Origin of the sequence: Streptococcus infantis (genome assembly GCF_964243025.1) — a bacterium.
Lineage (GTDB): Bacteria > Bacillota > Bacilli > Lactobacillales > Streptococcaceae > Streptococcus > Streptococcus infantis_N.
Window position 1 is genome coordinate 104,742 of the sequence record NZ_CAXTDJ010000002.1, and the last position, 17,597, is coordinate 122,338.

General features: G+C 40.8%; 16 protein-coding genes and 1 other RNA gene. 1 reads left to right on the forward strand and 16 read right to left on the reverse strand.

All coding sequences use genetic code 11. The features are described 5' to 3' along the window. Positions 1–56: 56 nt before the first annotated feature. Positions 57–2,423, forward strand: coding sequence for an SF1B family DNA helicase RecD2 (gene recD2 / locus ACESNQ_RS02845; protein WP_373074860.1), 2,367 nt, complete (start codon positions 57–59; stop codon positions 2,421–2,423). Positions 2,424–2,467: 44 nt separating this feature from the next. Here recD2 and tig read toward each other — a convergent pair whose 3' ends face one another. The 16 genes from tig to ACESNQ_RS02925 all read right to left on the reverse strand — a co-directional run bounded on the left by tig (position 2,468) and on the right by ACESNQ_RS02925 (position 17,567). After that, a complete protein-coding gene (tig, locus tag ACESNQ_RS02850) occupies positions 2,468–3,751 on the reverse strand; it encodes a trigger factor (protein WP_006147987.1) in 1,284 nt (427 codons plus the stop codon). 112 nt (positions 3,752–3,863) lie between these two features. Beyond that, positions 3,864–4,496 carry a response regulator gene (locus ACESNQ_RS02855; RefSeq protein WP_373074863.1) on the reverse strand — a complete coding sequence of 211 codons (633 nt, stop codon included), beginning with the start codon at positions 4,494–4,496 and terminating at the stop codon, positions 3,864–3,866. Positions 4,497–4,514: 18 nt separating this feature from the next. Continuing rightward, entirely contained in the window at positions 4,515–5,504 is a 990-nt protein-coding gene (locus ACESNQ_RS02860) for an envelope stress sensor histidine kinase LiaS (RefSeq protein ID WP_373074865.1), read from the reverse strand. Beyond that, positions 5,501–6,199: a cell wall-active antibiotics response protein LiaF gene (liaF, locus tag ACESNQ_RS02865; RefSeq protein ID WP_281137748.1), complete on the reverse strand. Its 699-nt coding sequence runs from the start codon at positions 6,197–6,199 to the stop codon at positions 5,501–5,503. Before liaF ends, ACESNQ_RS02860 begins: the two co-directional genes overlap by 4 nt. A gap of 98 nt (positions 6,200–6,297) precedes the next feature. Then, entirely contained in the window at positions 6,298–7,299 is a 1,002-nt protein-coding gene (gene fni / locus ACESNQ_RS02870) for a type 2 isopentenyl-diphosphate Delta-isomerase (protein WP_373074867.1), read from the reverse strand. Further along, entirely contained in the window at positions 7,277–8,290 is a 1,014-nt protein-coding gene (locus tag ACESNQ_RS02875; protein WP_373074869.1) for a phosphomevalonate kinase, read from the reverse strand. Before ACESNQ_RS02875 ends, fni begins: the two co-directional genes overlap by 23 nt. Next, positions 8,277–9,230 (reverse strand): diphosphomevalonate decarboxylase, encoded by a 954-nt coding sequence (gene mvaD / locus ACESNQ_RS02880; protein ID WP_373074871.1) that lies wholly within the window; start codon positions 9,228–9,230, stop codon positions 8,277–8,279. Before mvaD ends, ACESNQ_RS02875 begins: the two co-directional genes overlap by 14 nt. After that, complete coding sequence (mvk, locus tag ACESNQ_RS02885) at positions 9,212–10,090, reverse strand: mevalonate kinase (RefSeq protein WP_373074873.1); 879 nt, start codon at positions 10,088–10,090, stop codon at positions 9,212–9,214. Before mvk ends, mvaD begins: the two co-directional genes overlap by 19 nt. 122 nt (positions 10,091–10,212) lie before the next feature. Further along, complete coding sequence (locus ACESNQ_RS02890; RefSeq protein WP_373074875.1) at positions 10,213–11,232, reverse strand: cell wall-binding repeat-containing protein; 1,020 nt, start codon at positions 11,230–11,232, stop codon at positions 10,213–10,215. 95 nt (positions 11,233–11,327) lie between these two features. Next, entirely contained in the window at positions 11,328–12,017 is a 690-nt protein-coding gene (locus ACESNQ_RS02895; protein WP_045614362.1) for a response regulator transcription factor, read from the reverse strand. Between the two features lie 11 nt (positions 12,018–12,028). Next, the gene (gene gnd / locus ACESNQ_RS02900; RefSeq protein WP_373074877.1) at positions 12,029–13,453 is read right to left on the reverse strand and encodes an NADP-dependent phosphogluconate dehydrogenase; all 1,425 of its coding nucleotides are present in this window, start codon (positions 13,451–13,453) and stop codon (positions 12,029–12,031) included. A gap of 76 nt (positions 13,454–13,529) precedes the next feature. Then, positions 13,530–14,981 (reverse strand): cell division site-positioning protein MapZ, encoded by a 1,452-nt coding sequence (gene mapZ, locus ACESNQ_RS02905; protein ID WP_373075170.1) that lies wholly within the window; start codon positions 14,979–14,981, stop codon positions 13,530–13,532. After that, positions 14,974–16,152, reverse strand: a complete 1,179-nt coding sequence (locus ACESNQ_RS02910) for a THUMP domain-containing class I SAM-dependent RNA methyltransferase (RefSeq protein ID WP_373074879.1) — start codon at positions 16,150–16,152, stop codon at positions 14,974–14,976. The genes mapZ and ACESNQ_RS02910 overlap by 8 nt, the downstream gene beginning before the upstream one ends. A gap of 82 nt (positions 16,153–16,234) precedes the next feature. Further along, positions 16,235–16,616: RNase P RNA component class B (gene rnpB / locus ACESNQ_RS02915), an RNA gene on the reverse strand. 18 nt (positions 16,617–16,634) lie between these two features. Then, complete coding sequence (gpsB, locus tag ACESNQ_RS02920) at positions 16,635–16,970, reverse strand: cell division regulator GpsB (protein WP_302851808.1); 336 nt, start codon at positions 16,968–16,970, stop codon at positions 16,635–16,637. A 69-nt stretch (positions 16,971–17,039) separates the two neighbouring features. Then, positions 17,040–17,567, reverse strand: coding sequence for an SLOG family protein (locus tag ACESNQ_RS02925; RefSeq protein WP_373074881.1), 528 nt, complete (start codon positions 17,565–17,567; stop codon positions 17,040–17,042). Positions 17,568–17,597 lie beyond the last annotated feature (30 nt).

Consider the following 17,597-nt stretch of genomic DNA (forward strand, 5'->3'; position numbering starts at 1 on the left):
CCTCTTCTCATTTTATTCTGAATGATAGATTTCATTCAGGAATGTAAAGGAATTATATGGAAGTCTATTTTACAGGTACGATTGAACGTATTATTTTTGAAAATGTCAGCAACTTTTACCGTATTCTCCTTTTAGATATAGAGGATACCAATGCTGAGGACTTTGATGATTTCGAGATCATTGTTACAGGGACCATGGCTGATGTTATCGAGGGAGAAGAATACACTTTCTGGGGGCAGATTGTCCAACACTCCAAATACGGAGAACAACTGCAGATTTCCCGTTACGAAAGAGCAAAACCAACTAGTAAGGGATTGGTCAAATATTTCTCTAGTAGTCATTTCAAAGGGATTGGTCTCAAAACTGCCCAAAAGATTGTGGAACTCTATGGGGAAAATACTATCGATGAAATCCTAGAACATCCTGAAAAACTTGAGACTATCTCAGGGCTGTCTTCTAAAAGTCGTGAGGCCTTTGTATCTACACTCCGTCTCAACTACGGTACAGAAATGGTCTTGGCCAAGCTTGCCAACTACGGAATCCCTAATAAATTAGCTATTCAAATTCAGGATACCTACAAAGAGGAAACTATCGATATCGTTGAGAACTATCCTTACCAGTTGGTAGAAGATATCAAGGGTTTGGGTTTTACCATCGCTGACCAATTGGCACAAGAATTGGGCATTGAAAGCCAGGCACCTGAACGTTTCCGAGCAGGACTCATTCATAGCCTTTTAAACGCTTGTATGGAAAGTGGGGATACTTATGTTGAAGCTAGAGACTTATTAGAAAAGACTCTAAATCTACTGGAATCCTCACGTCCTGTAGAACTGGAACCAAGTCAACTAGCTCAAGAATTGTCCAATCTCATTGAAGAAGAAAAAGTCCAACAAGTTGACACCAAAATCTTTGACAACAGTCTCTTTTTCGCAGAAGAAGGGATTCATAATCACCTCATTCGAATCCTTGAAAAAGAAGAAACTGATAAACAAGAAACTGAAATCATCCAGGAGCAGATCGCAATTGTGGAGGAAGAATTAGACATCCAATATGATGCCATTCAAAAACAGGCAATCTGCGATGCTATCCAAAACAAGATCTTTATCCTGACCGGCGGACCTGGTACTGGAAAAACCACTGTTATCAATGGGATTATTGCCGTCTATGCTCTATTAGAAGGACTGGACCTTCGAAAGAAAAGTAATCTACCGATTCTCCTTGCTGCTCCAACTGGTCGTGCGGCTCGTCGCATGAATGAACTAACAGGCTTACCGAGTGCAACGATTCACCGCCACTTGGGTATGACTGGTGACGACGACACAAGCCATTTAGAAGATTATCTAGATGCTGACTTTATCATCGTAGACGAGTTCTCTATGGTAGATACTTGGCTAGCCAATCAACTCTTCTCAAATATCTCCTCTACTAGTAAAATTCTCATCGTTGGAGATAGCGACCAGTTACCTTCTGTTAGTCCTGGTCAAGTTCTGGCTGATTTGCTCCAGATTCCAAGTATTCCGCAAACACGCTTGGAACGGATTTACCGTCAGAGCGAAGAATCAACTATCGTTACCTTGGCGAGTCAGATTCGACAAGGCATCTTGCCAGCTGACTTTACCCAGAAAAAGGCAGACCGTTCCTACTTTGAAATCGCTAGTGGCCATATCCCAGCTACCATTGAAAAAATCCTAGACGCTGCCATCAGAAGTGGCATCCCTGCACGAGACATCCAAGTTCTAGCTCCTATGTATCGTGGAGCAGCAGGAATCGATGCCATCAATCAACTCATGCAAGAACTGCTCAATCCTCTTCAAAAGGGACAGATTAGTTTTGAAGCAAGTCAGTTTCAGTATCGTAGTGGAGATAAGGTCATTCATTTGGTTAACGATGCAGAAGTCAACGTTTTTAACGGAGATCTAGGCTACATCACGGACCTCATTCCTGCTAAATACACTGAATCTAAACAAGATGAAATGATGATTGATTTTGATGGGAACGAAGTCGTCTATCCACGCAACGAATGGTACAAGATTCGTCTTGCCTACGCCATGAGTATCCATAAATCTCAAGGAAGTGAATTCCCAGTTGTGTTTCTTCCCATCACCAGTGCTAGCAAGCGCATGCTAGAGCGTAATCTCATCTACACTGCTATTACTCGGGCTAAAAGCAAACTCATCCTACTCGGTGAACTTCAAGCCTTTGATTATGCAACTAAACATATCGGAACAGCTCGAAAAACCTATCTGATTGAACGTTTCAGCGACTTAACTGAAATCTCTGAGGAACTAAACGAGCCTATTCTCGAACCCACAAATCAGATTAACCCTCATCAACCTTACATTCTGACTGAAGAAAACTGGACTAGTATCCCAGCCATGATTGGGATTAGCCAAGATGACCTTGATGAGTTTTTCGGAAAATAAAGCACAAAAAAACCACCAATCCGGTGGTTTTTTATCTTTTCAGATTATTTTACTGTTGCAGTGCTTGTGATCAATTCAACAGCTTTCTTGATTGTGATATCGTGTTTCAACATGTCTGCTGAAAGCAAGCTTTGTACTTGGGCAACTTCCATGTTGTAATCTGCAGCCAATTGCTCGATTTCTTTTTGGATTTCTTCTTCAGTAGCGTCAAATCCTTCAGCTTTCGCAACTGCCTCGATAACAAGGTTAGTCTTAGTGCGTGACTCAGCTTCTGCTTCGTATTGTTTGTGAAGGTCTTCTTGAGTAGTTCCAGTGATTTGGAAGTACATGTCAGGGTTGATACCTTGACGTTGCAAGTTTCCAAGGAACTCATTTACTGAGCGGTGAACTTCTTCGTGGATCATTTCTTCTGGAAGTTCTACGATTTCAGCGTTTTCAACTGCTTTATCGATTGCTGCTCCTTCAACGGCATCAGTGTAAGCTTCTTCTTTAGCAGCAGCTAATTCTTTGCGGTATTTTTCTTTCAATTCGTCAAGAGTTTCAACTTCTTCGTCGATATCTTTTGCAAGTTCATCGTCAAGAGCTGGAACTTCTTTAGCTTTTACTTCGTGAATAGTTGTCACGAATTTAGCTTCTTTACCTGCAAGGTCTTCTGCTTGGTAGTCTTCTGGGAATGTTACGATAACGTCAACAGTTTCACCAGCTGAGTGTCCAACCAATTGGTCTTCAAATCCAGGGATAAATTGACCTGAACCAAGTCCAAGTGAGAAGTTTTCACCTTTTCCGCCGTCAAATTCAACACCGTCAATAGAACCAACAAAGTCGATAACAACAGTGTCGCCGTTTTCAGCAGCACCTTCTTTGATCACCAATTCAGCCAAGTTGTTGCGTTCACGTTCGATACGCTCTTCAACATCAGCGTCAGTTACTTCTTTATCTACATCAACTGATACTTCAAGGTTTTTGTATTCACCCAATTTTACTTCAGGTTTTGTAACAACTTCAGCAGTGATAACCCAATCTTGACCTTTTTCCATAGAAGTTACGTCAATTTTTGGTTGAGCAACTACTTCAAGTCCAGCTTCTTTAACAGCTGCTTCATAAGCGTCTGGCAAAAGTGCGTTCATTGCATCTTGGTAAAGTGCTTCTTCACCAAATTTTTGGTCGAAGATAGGACGTGGAAGGTGACCTTTACGGAAACCTGGAACGTTAAGAGTTTTCTTTACTGAGTTAAATACACGGTCCAATTCTGGTTTGATTTGGTCTTGAGAGATAGTGAAAGTCAAGACACCACGGTTTGTTTCTTTGTTTTCAAATGATACAGACATTCTGTCATTTCTCCTTAAAATTTTTAATACAGTCCATTATACCACATAGTAGCGAACTTTTTCAAGTAATGGATGCGCTTTTCGTCCATGCTTCAGTTACATCCTATGTCCCCTAAAATTCATCAGAACCCACCAGATGATGTTGAAAAGCATAAACAGCTGCCTGGGTACGATCACTGACCTCAAGTTTGGCTAGGATATTGGAGACATGGGTCTTGACTGTCTTAAGGGAGATAAAGAGCTCATCTGCAATACGCTGATTTTCATAGCCCTTAGCAATCAGTTGAAGGACATCGCGTTCTCGCGCAGTTAATTCTTCGTGAAGTTCCATATGATTGCGGTGGTATTCTACTTTCTTACTCACCTCTTGTTCGATCGCTAGCTCTCCAGCTGCCACCTTTTGAACAGCATGGAACAATTCATCGGCACTTGATGTCTTGAGCATATAACCCCTAGCCCCAGCATTTAAGACTGGCATGATTTTTTCATTGTCTAGATAAGAAGTCACAATCAAAATTTTAGCCTCCGGCCATTCTTTGAGAATAGCTAGAGTTGCGTCAATTCCGTTGACTTCAGGCATAACAATATCCATGACAATCACATCCGGACGAAGCTCCAAGGCCATGGAAATCCCTTCGGCTCCATTAGTTGCTTCTCCAACAACCTCTACATATTCTTGTAGTTCAAAATAACTTTTTAAACCAAGACGCACCATTTGGTGGTCATCTACTAATAATAGTTTCATTTTATTTCCTTTTGTTAATCAATCAAGCAAGGGGATCCGAATATCCACTGCCAAACCCTGCTTGGGTGCTGTTAATAGTTGTATGCTCCCTGCCATATCTTCCACTCGTTCTTTGATATTGCGTAGTCCATAGCTTAGTTCATCAACATCATCTAACTGAAAACCGCGACCATTATCTACAACCTTCAACTGTAATTCAGTTTCCGTTTGATAAAGATAAACATCTAGACAAGAAGCTTGGGCATGACGGAGAGTATTACTAATCAATTCTTGGACAATACGGAAGATATGTTCCTCAATCTTTTTAGGTAATTCGTCTACCTCATATTTAAAGCTGACTTTGAGTTCACTTTTTTCTTCCAATTCTTTCAGTAGCAACTGAATCCCCTCAACCAGACTCTTTTGTTCCAGTTCGATTGGTCGTAAATGCAAGAGTAGAATACGCAAATCTCTCTGGGCTGTCTCCAAAATAGCTGTCACACTCTGGAGTTGTGTCTGCATCTTCTCTTTGTCTAATCTGGAAGCTTGTTGACTGAGTCCTGATAAAATCATATGGGCAGCAAAAATTTCTTGGCTAACCGTATCATGCAAGTCACGCGCGATTCGCTTGCGCTCCTTTTCAATAATCACTTCTTCCTTGACCAAGGCTTGATTATCCGCTTTTTGAATGGCTTCTGTCAATAAACCAAGCTTGCCTGATAAGTTTCTAAAACTTGCGTCTAAATCAGCATCTCCAAGGCTTTTAATATCTTTACCTGCTAGCAGACGTTTAAGATTTGCTTGTATTCTTCTTCTTGAAATTTCATCAACCATTGTCCAAAACAAGACCAATAAAAAGGCTAGAGCAAGACTAAACATCAAAGCTAGAAATAGGACTTTTTCTGTCTTTTCTAAATCTTGGAAAAGAGAAGTCCATTCCAAATCTAAGATCTTAAAAATGCTTCGAAAGAGAAAAGCAACAAAGAGAAATGAGGTGAGACCAATTAAAATATAGGGTTGCTTTTTCATCCTCTCACCACCTCAACATCTCCAACCATAGTTGTCAAAAGAATCTTAACACTCTTGGGACTCTTGAGATAATCTCTGGTTTCTTGATGAAATTGCTCATTACGCAAAGCACGTTTAGGCTGGTCAAAAAAGGTTAAATCTCCGTACAGAGAATTAACACTAAGGCTGACTTCAACATCTACTGGTACGATAATTCTAGTCGTACCAACCAGTTTTCTCAAGATGATGACATTATCATGATTACTCAAAATCACGTGCTCTAGATGAATGGTATCCTTCCCCATAAGGCGAAAGAGATTGATATCATCAAAACGACAAGTCTGGTAACTTGAAAAATGGTGGAGATTCCCAAACCAGCGATTTTTCTCCCTCTTTACTGTCACAACTTCTTCAAAAACCAGATTGGTATCTTCTCTTTCCTGGTTCATCATAGGGTAAAGCAGGAACAGGCTGTATATCAAGGCCACAAAGATGGCTAAAATGACAAAGGGATTGAGCATGATGATAAAGAAAAATAGGATGCTCACCGCCACTAAAATAAAGTTATTTCCTTGTTTTCCAGTATAATAGCGAATCAGCAGTAAAAACAAGAGCAAAATCAGTAGAAAACGGGAAAAATGCTCTGATACCATCATAATCAGAGCTCCTGTCAATAAACAAGCTTCAATAAATAGAAAAATTTGGAATTTTCGCATGTATCCGTCCTCTCCATTTAATTGTATCACAAATCCCAAAAGTCACATCAGTCTGAGGAATGATAAAGAGGTCGGGACTAAAATCCCGACCTCTTTCTTTACATTTGGTCTTTTGCTTCTTTTAATTTTCCATATAGGAGATAGTCGACCTCTTGCAAATCCTCAATTTTTTTACAATTAAGGGCACACATAATCAAGCGTAGGTCTTCCTTCCAGCTTTCAACAATGGAAATAACGACATCAACAGAGTAATTTTCAACCAGCTCTAACATAGTGCGTGATAGACCAACTGCCTTTGCTCCAAACACCAAGCATTTGATGATATCTAGTGGATTGCGAACTCCTCCACTAACTAAAAGTTCCATCTTATCTTTCCAGTCTTGGGCATTCAGAAGAGCTTGCATGGTCGATTGACCCCAGTCATTTAGGTAATCACGCTGTCCACCGCGACGGTTTTCGATATAGGCAAAGCTGGTTCCCCCACGACCAGACAAATCAACGGTTCGTATTCCCATCTCATAAGCCTTAGCAATGGTTTTCACATCCATGCCAAAGCCGACTTCTTTTAAAACAAGAGGCACAGAGATTTGCTCAGCATAATCTTTCAGATTATGCTGCCATAATTTAAATTGACGTTCACCCTCTGGCATGAGCAATTCCTGCATGACATTAACATGAACTTGTAAGAGAAGGGGAGTCATCTCTTTGACTGTTTGTAATCCTAGTTCTACAGGTTTGTCTAAGCCAATATTGGTTCCAAGAAGGAGGTCAGGGTAACTAGTTTTGACTGAAAAAGAGTCATCTGAAGGATCCTTAAGAGCAGCGCTGTAGGAACCCGTTACAAATAAAATTCCACAAGCATCTGCCACCTGAGCCAATTTTTGATTGATTTCTCTCCCCTTATCGCTTCCACCCGTCATGGCATTGATATAAAAAGGAAAGTCCCATTTTCGCCCTGCAAATTCTGTCGAAAGATCAATTTCATCTAAGTCATATAAGGGTAGCGAAGAATGAATCAGTTCAACTTCATCAAAACTATTATAAGAACTGTTTTGTTCAAGGGCATAGCGGATGTGTTCATCCTTCCGATTTGTCGTCATGTTCCATCCTTTCTTGATACAAGAGCTCAATTCCTAAATCAGCCCAGCGTTTTTTCAGTAATGTGGTCGAATCTTGGTCAAAACTAAGTGCTATCCCACAGTCTCCACCACCAGCACCACTGCTCTTAGCAACAGCTTTCAAATCTCGGCTGGCATTTTTTAGTTGTCTGAGCGAAGGTGTGTAAATTTCTGAACTCAAGCCTTCTAAAAGTTGGCTGGCTTGTTCCAGCAAGTCAATAATGGTTTCTTCTTGACCTACCTCCAAAGCCTTTACCAAGTTAGCTACTGTTTCTTTTGAAGCCTGTAAAAAGCTAGAGTTCATATTATCCTTGATTTGCTTGACCATATGACTTGATACAGCCACTTCCTTGGTCCAACCAACCAGAAAATCAAATTTCAAGACCGGTTCAACACTCCTAATAGAAAAGCCCCAGTCACGTGTTAATACAGCCTGCAAGTCTTCTTTTTCTAGCCAATCTGCCACTTTCTCACGGTCAAATGACTGATAGAGGACGAGGTCTTCTGATACGATACAGGCAATGTCCCCCATGGAGCCATTGTCCCCACGTTTAAGAAGTACAGCACTCGCCAATTTAAACAAGAGTTCTCTGTCAGCTAATCTTTCATAGAAGGCAAGCATGGCCTTGATAACCAAAACAACCACACTGCCACTAGAACCCAGGCCGAATTTCTTGCCCTCACGCTCCATTTTCCCACGAACGTCTAAAGAAAAAGGCTGCAGTTCAACTCCTTGGGCAGTTAGATACTCCTCCACCAAGGCAACTGTTTCTTGAATCAAGGCATAAGAAGAATCCGGTCGCAAGTCTACACTATAGGAAAACATATCTGAGTAGAGTCGATAAACATTAGACGCTTTAATCTCAGCCGTCATATAGATGGGAATAGCCTTTATTAGCGCCAACTGTCCTGGTTCTAAAATGGCATACTCCCCAGCCCAATAGAGCTTCCCACAAGTTTTAACAATCGTCATCTTGGCTCAAATCCTTTGTTTTTGAAACGATTAAGCGATAGCGTTGACCTAAGATTTCTGATAAATGTTCCAAGTCCTTTTCCAAGCAAAGAACCTTGACATTAGGGCCCGCATCCATGGTAAAGTAGCAAGATTCTCCTTGTTCTCTAAGCTGACGAACAAAATCCATAGCCTCATAACTAGCATCTGTCAGATAAGAGAAGGATGGAGTTGCAGTTTTTGTCGTAGCATGCATAGCTAACGCGTTCTTCTCTGTCAATTCTCCAACTTTCTTAAAGTCATTTTCCTTGAGGTAGACTAACATATCCTTGTAATCTTGTTCAGATTGACGAATCCACTCACCAAAAGTTGTCGAAGTCTCCACACAGAGCTTCATCCCATCTCGACTGGAGATTGGTTTTTTCTGGTCTTCCAAGACCAACATAATCATAGCAAGTTTCAAGTCAGTTTCGACAGGATAAATCTCTCCACTATCCTTGTCCCAGGCTGCCAAGGGGCCATAAAAACTACGAGATGAAGAACCCGATGCAAACTTAGCTTCCAAGGCCAATTCTCTGCGATTCAGCCCAAGTTGGAAAAATGCGTTACAAGCTTTGACCAAGGCAGATAAACCACTGGAACTTGAAGAAAGGCCTGCCGCTGTTGGCATATTGTTCTCAGTATCGATACGAACAAACCCTGCTCCTTCAGGACGGTAGCGGTCAATGATTTTACTCATCTTGGCATGCTCAGCTTCGTTTTGCAACTGACCATTGATGTAAAAGGCATCAGCGGTTGCATCTGCTGGTAAAGGAGAAAGTGTCGTCTCCGTATACATATTTTCTAAAGTCAGAGAGATACTGCTAGTCGCAGGAACCATCTCTTTTTCTGCTTTCTTTCCCCAATATTTAATAATAGCAATATTGGCATAGGAACGTACTGTTACAGGCTTTCGATCCATGTCTGAACAGCTCCTTTCTCTTCTAATCTTTCAGCTAAAGCTTGAGCTTGGCGATAGTCGGCTACTAAGGCTATGATACAGCCACCTAGACCACCACCACTCATCTTAGCACCTAAAGCTCCATGGTGAAGAGCAGTATTAACAAAGGCATCAGCCTCAAGGCTACTAACTCCTATTTCTTTTAGATTTCCATGTGCTTTTGTTAAAATCTCTCCCAGCTTCACGGCGTCTTTTGCCTTTATTGCTTCTTCTGCTTGCTGGGTCAACTCTCCAAGTGCATACAAGAAAGGTAAAGCTTCCTTACCCTTGCTCTCTACAACTTGGATAGCTTCACGAGTGTGTCCATAGACTCCTGTATCTGCAATGACCAGATAAGCTGACAAGTCCATGGCTAGTTCTTCAAAACCAACATTCTTGATAAAACGAATAGGCTGGTCACTAAGGCAGGTCTTAGCATCCAATCCACTAGGATTCATATGGGCAATCATCTCAGCGCGATTGACCAGAATTTCTAACACATCTCGCGGTAGTTCTGCTTCAAAATAATCAAATACCGCGCGAATAGCCGCAATGCTAATGGCTGCCGAAGAACCCATTCCACGTTTTTCTGGAATAGCAGAGTCAATTTGGCAACGGATGTAAGCATCTGTGATATTCAGATACTCTAGGGAAGCATAAACTGCCATGGACAAGGTGTCCTCTTCAAAAAGACGCCATGGTGTCGCTGCTGGAACCACCCGACAAGTCACTTTAACCTCTAAAAGAGGCAAAGAGATGGCTGGATAGCCGTAAACCACTGCATGCTCTCCTATTAAAATAATTTTACTATGTGCCTGACCGACACCAACTTCTTTTGTCATTTAATCCTACTATCAGACGAAAAGCGTCTGTTTCTAGATAAAATTTTAGAACTTTATTCCTTTCTATTTTATTATATTTTCACAAAAAAAGCGATTGTTTCCTTCACAATCGCTTGTTTTCATTACTGAACCCACTCACCATTATAGTTGACGTAGTAGCCACCTACAGTAGTATTCACAGCCAAGGCACCTGAACTATAAGCATAGAACCATTTCCCATTAACTTGGAACCAGCCTGTCTTCATATCGCCATCACTTACGTTGAGGTAGTACCAAGTTGAGCCGTCTTGAAGCCAGCCTGTCGCCATAGCTCCTGATGAACGGAGGTAGTACCAATAACCATTGATAGAAGCCCAACCTGTTTTCATATCCCCATTTTCAGCGTCAAGATAATACCAAGATGAGCCGTCTTGATACCAGCCAGTTGCCATAGCACCTGATGAACGGAGATAGTACCACTTGTTACCAAGATATTGCCAACCCGTTTGCATAATGCCAGTTTCTGGGTCTAGGTAGTACCACGGAGCAGGTTTGCTTCTGTCAATGCCAAAAGTAACATGGAAATCTTGAGTCCAACCCTTAGCAATTTCACCAATTGGTAGTGGATAAGAAGAATCGTCGTTGGAATTTCCTAGCTTATTTAAATAATACCAATGACCATCTTCATAAATCCAACCTGTCTTCAAGGCATAATCATCATCAAAGTAATAGGCTCTCTTCTCAGCAGATGGATTGTACTTTTCACCATATACTTTTCCTGTATTTTCAGACGATTTTGCCTCTAAGACTTGTTTCTCTTGCTGTTCTAGCAGAGCGCCATCCGGACCAAAGTAAAACCATTTTTGTTGGAGTCCAATTTCTTTTACTCCATGATTATCAAATAAATTATCTCGGTAACCTGTCCCAGGAATTTCTATGTATTGCCAACCGACAACCATTTCTCCTCTATCACCAAAATAGTAGGTTTTGCCGTCTATTTTATGCCAATAGATTGCTTTATGGTCATCTTTTATATAATATTTTCTATTGTCCTTATCAACAAACTGTCCACCTGTAGTATCCGCAAATACTGTACTTGTTACTAACAGACCAAAAAAGAATACTGCTAGTCCAATTTGCATCATTTTTTTCAAAAATTTCATCGATTTATCCTCCAAAATGATTATAGCAAAGACAAGACTATATGTCAATATATAATAAATTCAAAAAAAGCAGTTACATAACTGCAACTGCTTTTCTATTCTTGCATGGTGTAACCAACACCACGCACGGTTTTAATGTAGCTCTTTTGACCTTTCACGTCAAGTTTGCTACGTAGATAACGGATATAAACATCCACGATATTGGTTTCGGTCGCACTTTCATACTTCCAAACACTTTCCAGCAACTGCTCACGAGTTAAAACCTTCTTGCTTCCCATAAGGGTAGCCAAAAGGTCATATTCACGACGAGTCAGGGCAATCATCTCCTCGCCACGATAGACGGTATGATGTTCTACGTCCATACGCAGATTGCGATAGGATGTTGGAACCTTCATCTGACTACAGTGTTGGTCGATAAAGTCCCGACCTCGGAAAATTGCTGCAATACGAGCCACCAAATCATCGATAATGACTGGCTTGTAGATATATGAAACAGCGAAACGCTGGATTGTTTCAACTTGATCTTGCAATTCTTCTCGATGGTCCAAGACCATGATAACCGAAGCTGGCTTGGTCCGACTCAACTTATCTGCAAAATCCTGGGCTGTCATATCCCCTAGATGAGCATTCAGTAAAATCAAGTCATAGTCTGTCTGAAGAGCCATGGAGAGGGCTTTTTGTCCCTCTTCTACCTGATCAACTCGGTATTGCTCTTTTTGGAGTTCCAGACTTAAAAAATGAGCTAGATTTCTTTCTTTCTCAAGTAATAAAATCCGTTTCCCCATGGCTGACCTACTTATTTTTCGTCATACCAAGAGTAGTGGAATGTTCCTTCTTTGTCTTTACGTTGGTATGTGTGGGCACCAAAGTAATCACGTTGTGCTTGGATCAAGTTCGCTGGAAGGTCAGCTGAACGGTAGCTATCAAAGTAAGTGATGGCAGCTGAGAAGGTTGGTACTGGTACACCTGCTTGAACAGCAAGAGCTACAATGTCACGAACAGATTGTTGGTACTTAGCTGTTACATCCAAGAAGTACTCATCCAAAAGAAGGTTAGCAAGATCTGCATCACGGTTGTAAGCATCTGTGATCTTTTGCAAGAAACGAGAACGGATGATACAGCCATCGCGCCAGATAGATGCGATGTCCGCAAATGGCAAGTTCCAGTTGTTTTCTTTAGAAGCTACACGCAATTGCGCAAAACCTTGTGCGTAAGAGATGATTTTTGAGAAGTAAAGGGCTTGACGGATTTTTTCAATCAACTCAGCCTTGTCTCCTTCAAATTTGAAAGTAGCTGGTTTTGGAAGCACCTTGCTAGCGTGTACACGTTCTTCTTTATAAGTTGAAATGTAGCGCGCAAATACTGACTCAGTAATGAGTGACAATGGCACACCAAGGTCAAGAGCTGATTGGCTAGTCCATTTACCTGTTCCCTTGTTTCCTGCAGCATCCAAGATGTAGTCTACGATTGGACCATCTTGACCTTCGTCGTCTTTGCGTCCAAGGATATCCGCAGTGATTTCGATCAAGTAGCTGTCTAACTCACCCTTGTTCCACTCAGTAAAGATTTCAGCCATATCTTCTGCAGAAAGACCAAGCAAGTGTTGCATCAAGTCATAGCTTTCTGCAATCAATTGCATGTCACCATACTCGATACCGTTGTGGACCATTTTCACATAGTGACCAGCTCCATCAGGACCGATGTAAGTCACACATGGTTTGCCATCTTCTGGTGCTTTAGCTGAGATTTCTTCAAGAACATCTGCTACCAAGTCATAAGCTTCTTTTTGTCCCCCAGGCATGATAGAAGGACCTTCAAGGGCACCTTTTTCACCACCAGAAACACCTGTACCGATGAAGTTGATACCTGAGTTAGCCAACTCTTCATTACGACGGATAGTATCTTTATAGAAAGTGTTTCCGCCATCGATCAAGATATCACCTTTGTCCAAATGTGGAAGAAGGGCTTGGATGGTTGCATCTGTACCAGGTCCTGCTTGAACCATAAGCATGATACGACGTGGTTTTTCGATAGAGTTTACGAAGCTTTCGATATCATAGCTTGGCACGAAGTTCTTTTCAGGATGGCAAGCAACAACATCTTCTGTTTTTTCTTTACTACGGTTATAAATGGCGACTGTATAGCCACGAGATTCGATATTAAGGGCAAGGTTACGACCCATTACAGCCATACCAACAACACCAAAGTTTGCTTTTGTCATGTGACACTCCTCTTATTTAATAAGTTTTATTTTATCATGTTTATCTGTGAAAAGAAAGAATTTTATAACAATTTGACTAGTAGTCTAAATCATCCGCATGGCCAGAACCATTCCCAACAAAGTACCCTGTCTTACAGTTTAGAGTGAAGAGATAAGTTCCATCTGGTTTGTAAAGATTGTAATATCCATTTCCATTCACAATATTTACACGTTCTAAGATATATTGGTTTCCAGTGATATATCCACGCGCACGGGATGTCTCAAGGATTTGTTCAAGAACACCATCTGCAAAGGTCCAGGCAGGATTACTACTATCATTTACAGCAGATTGATTATACGGTACTCGGCTAGCGCTTCTTTGCAAATTAACACCTTCGCTTGACAAGCCACTATTAGTAGATGCTGCAGTATCACTTGTTGAAGTAGATGGACTGCTTTCTGTTGTTGGGCTTGACGCTTCCTGGCTCGCGGCTGTTGTCGCAGCTGTTGTTGTGGCCGTTGTTGTACTTGCTAGTTGGCTCTTACCAAGGCTGATTGCTTTATCTAGAAGTTTGTCAATTTCTGTATTACCAGTCTTGATATCTGTAAATTTAGCATCCGCTTTGATTTTTGCATTTGTATCCAAGACACCATCTGTAATAGCTGGAGTTTCAAATTGAGAGTTCACTTCTTGGATAGCCTTTATTTGAGTTTCTAGACTATCATATTTTGATTTGGCCAGAGTATGTTCTCTCGCTCCTTCAAGTTTATCTAGAAGTTCCTTCAATTGATTCAGTTGACTAAACTGGCTATTTTTAAGAGCTGTTTTGTTTTCATCAGTATAAAACGTGTCGTAGAGCGTATTGAATTGTTCATAGACTGACTGATTGCTTACCAAACCTGAATCTGCCGCCTTCGTTTGAAGCTCTTGAGAAGAACGCGTAATCTGACGATAAACATAATAACCACCTCCAAAAATTAAGAGGAAACCTAAAATAATAGCTGACAAAATTGCCCATTTCTTTTTATTTTGTGGTTTATCATCTGCTTGAGCAGAACGAGACAAGGGTTGAAGTTGTTCTTCATTTTTCTCATCAACTACTGACACTTGAGAAGAATCGACTTGAGCCTTTTCAACAGCTTCCAATTCATCCTTAAAAGGTTGCTCGAGAACTTTCGTTTCCTCTTCTTCGGATTCTTGGGCAACGATTTCAGTTGTATCTGTGGCTACTACAAGAGCAATCGCTTCCTCTTCCGGACTTAACACATTTTCTTGTTCAGTAGTTTCTATCACTTCTTGGATCATATCATCCAAGCTTTGAGTAGACTCCTCTTTTTTCGTTTGTAAATTTTCAAATTTGTCTGCTTCGATTTCTTCACGGTGTTGCTTGATATATTTATCTAAGATGGTATCATCTGGAGTCACACCTGCTTCAACCTCTTCGTTCTTGCGAATAGCCTGACCAACCGTTAAATCTTTAGCCTCTTCAAATTCAAATTTAGATTCTTGCTCATCCTTGTGATGGCTATCGCGTCTTTTCTTACTCATTTGCATTCCTTTCCACTTTGACATCTTGTCTTTTCACTCGTTGACCAAAATATTGATATAAATCAACTTTCAAAGTACCGTTATAGAGTTTTCGTTTTTTATCTGCCTGACTACCATATTTACTTTCAAAAGCTTCGTCACTAGTCAGGATAAATTTACTCCAGGTTTTGAGTGGAGCAAATACGTCTCCCATCTCAGCATAGAGCTTGGTTACTCCGGCATCATCTGATAAGCGTTCCCCATATGGTGGATTTGAAATAATAACTCCATTAATCTTATCTGTTCGCAAATCCTGCACGCGCATCTGCTTAAAGATGATATCCTTAGAAACCCCCGCAGTCTGAGCATTTGCCTTAGCAATTTCCACCATGCGGCCATCGATATCACAGCCCATGATGTCTAGTTCAATCTCTCGATTAATCTTTTTGCTAGCTTCCGTACGAATTTCCTGAATTAACCTGTCGCTAACCCAGTTCCAATCCTCGAAAGCAAAGGAACGGCGTAAGCCTGGCGCCATATTACGAGCAATCATAGCTGCCTCAATACAGAAGGTTCCTGAACCACAAGTCGGATCAATCAGTGGTTTATCAGGATACCAGTTTGATAATTGCAGAATTGCTGCTGCCATGTTCTCTTTAATAGGAGCCCCACCTTTTTCAGTACGATAACCACGTTTGAAAAGACTAGAACCTGTCGTGTCAATCATGATAGTCGCAATATCTTTAAGAATTGAAACCTCTATTTTAAACTCTGGACCATTTTCCATCAGCGGAACACCTTCTGGTCGAGCATAATGTTTCTGCAATTTCTTGACAACTGCCTTTTTAGAAATAGCTTGAACACTAGGTTCATTATGAAGTTTTGATTTGACACACTTAGCCTTTGAAATTGGAAAATGCGCTCCAAGTGGTAAATAGTTTTCCCAATCTAAGGCGAAAACTCCTTGAAAAAGTTCTTCAAATGTTTTTGCTGGAAAAGTCCCAACAACAATCTTAATCCTATCTGCAGCTCGTAGCCACAAATTAGTTTCAATAATTGCCTTCACATCTCCTTCAAAGCGAACGCGACCATTCTCAACTTGACAATCATAGCCAAGTGCACGTACTTCACGACCTACAACAGCCTCTAAGCCTGCTGCAGCAGTCGCTATTAAGTTAAATGTTTGTTTCATGTCAGTCTTTAAAGACCTTTCTCTTGTTCACCTTTAAAAAATGAGGTTGAGAAAATTTCTCAGCCCCAACCTATATGCAATTTTCTATAAGCCATGTTTTGTTCCAGAAGTGACTAGGACCACTTCTTTCGATAATCATCTGTCTACCACTAACAGCTAGAAGCTACTAGCAGTCAGAGTACTACGTTCGTTTCCGCGCACTCCATGCCCCGACCAAAATTTGGGTTGCTAGCTTGAGGGGTTTACCGCGTTCCACTCTCTCTGTTTCCAGAGAGACTTCGTCACTGTGGCACTTTCAGAGCTACTAAAACATATCCGAAAACTTAGTCTATTCACTCGCCGTAACGATTTCTCGTCCCTAGGCTTATGGTTTCGCCTAGCACAAACACTACAGGCATCACAGCCTGTGCTAGCATGGACTTTCCTCATGAAAAGATAAACTCTCCACGCGATTATCCAAAAATTGCACAACTGTATGATTCTTAGAAATCAGAATTTTCTACGATTTGTTTGCCAAATACTTCTTTTTCAAGACGATTCAAGCGTTTCAAGATATCAAAGTTAGTCATAGAAGTCGTACTTCCAAGCTCAGCAGGCTCAGACGTTACAGATACAGGTGCCACCTGAGGTTTGTTCGCCAATTGTTCTTTCAATTCTGCGACTTCCAAGCGCAATGATTTAACCAACGCTGCATAGGTTTCATAATCTTTGATAACGTCATCTAAGAATTCATCTACCTCTGCTTTACTGTATCCACGTACTTCTCTTCCGAAATCCTGCTCAAAAATATCCTTTGCTGTAAAAATAATACTTGCCATGTCTCTCTCCATTCTCAGTTACTAGTATTATTATATAAAAAAAGGCAAACAAAAAGCAAGGTCAAAGCCTCAATTTTCGGAAAAATTTTCGGCTATTTCGTTTAAATCCTCAAATGTTAATCTTTTTGTAATATAGTTGTCTTTCTTTTTCATCAGTTCGTAAAAAAATCTCAGTTTTGTTTCGTTTTCTTCATCGTAAAAAAGATAGGCTCCATCCGTATTTTCAAGTAAAAAAGTCTGATAATCTCTCAATTGACCTTTATGCTCATAAGCCGGATAGGCGTACTTGATAAAATCGACCTGTTTAAAATCACTCAATTTGATCTGATTAGCTTCATTCCAATTCGAGCCATGTGTCTCAAAGTCAAAAATAGTCGCTAGTTGAAATCCATAATCATCTTTCATTTCCTTGGCGACTTCTAAAACCCAATGTTCAAAACCAAGAGAACCCGTAAACACTAGCCATTTCAGGCCTTCCTCAGCCAATCTTTCCAAATCTCTTCGAATGGCTTTTTTGATAATTTTTAAACGAGCATCCTTCTCATTAAATAATCCCAAATCAAAAGCTGAGTATCCCAAAACCAAGGCTTTATGCATTTTTTCACCCTTTCTGTTGACCTTTGTGGT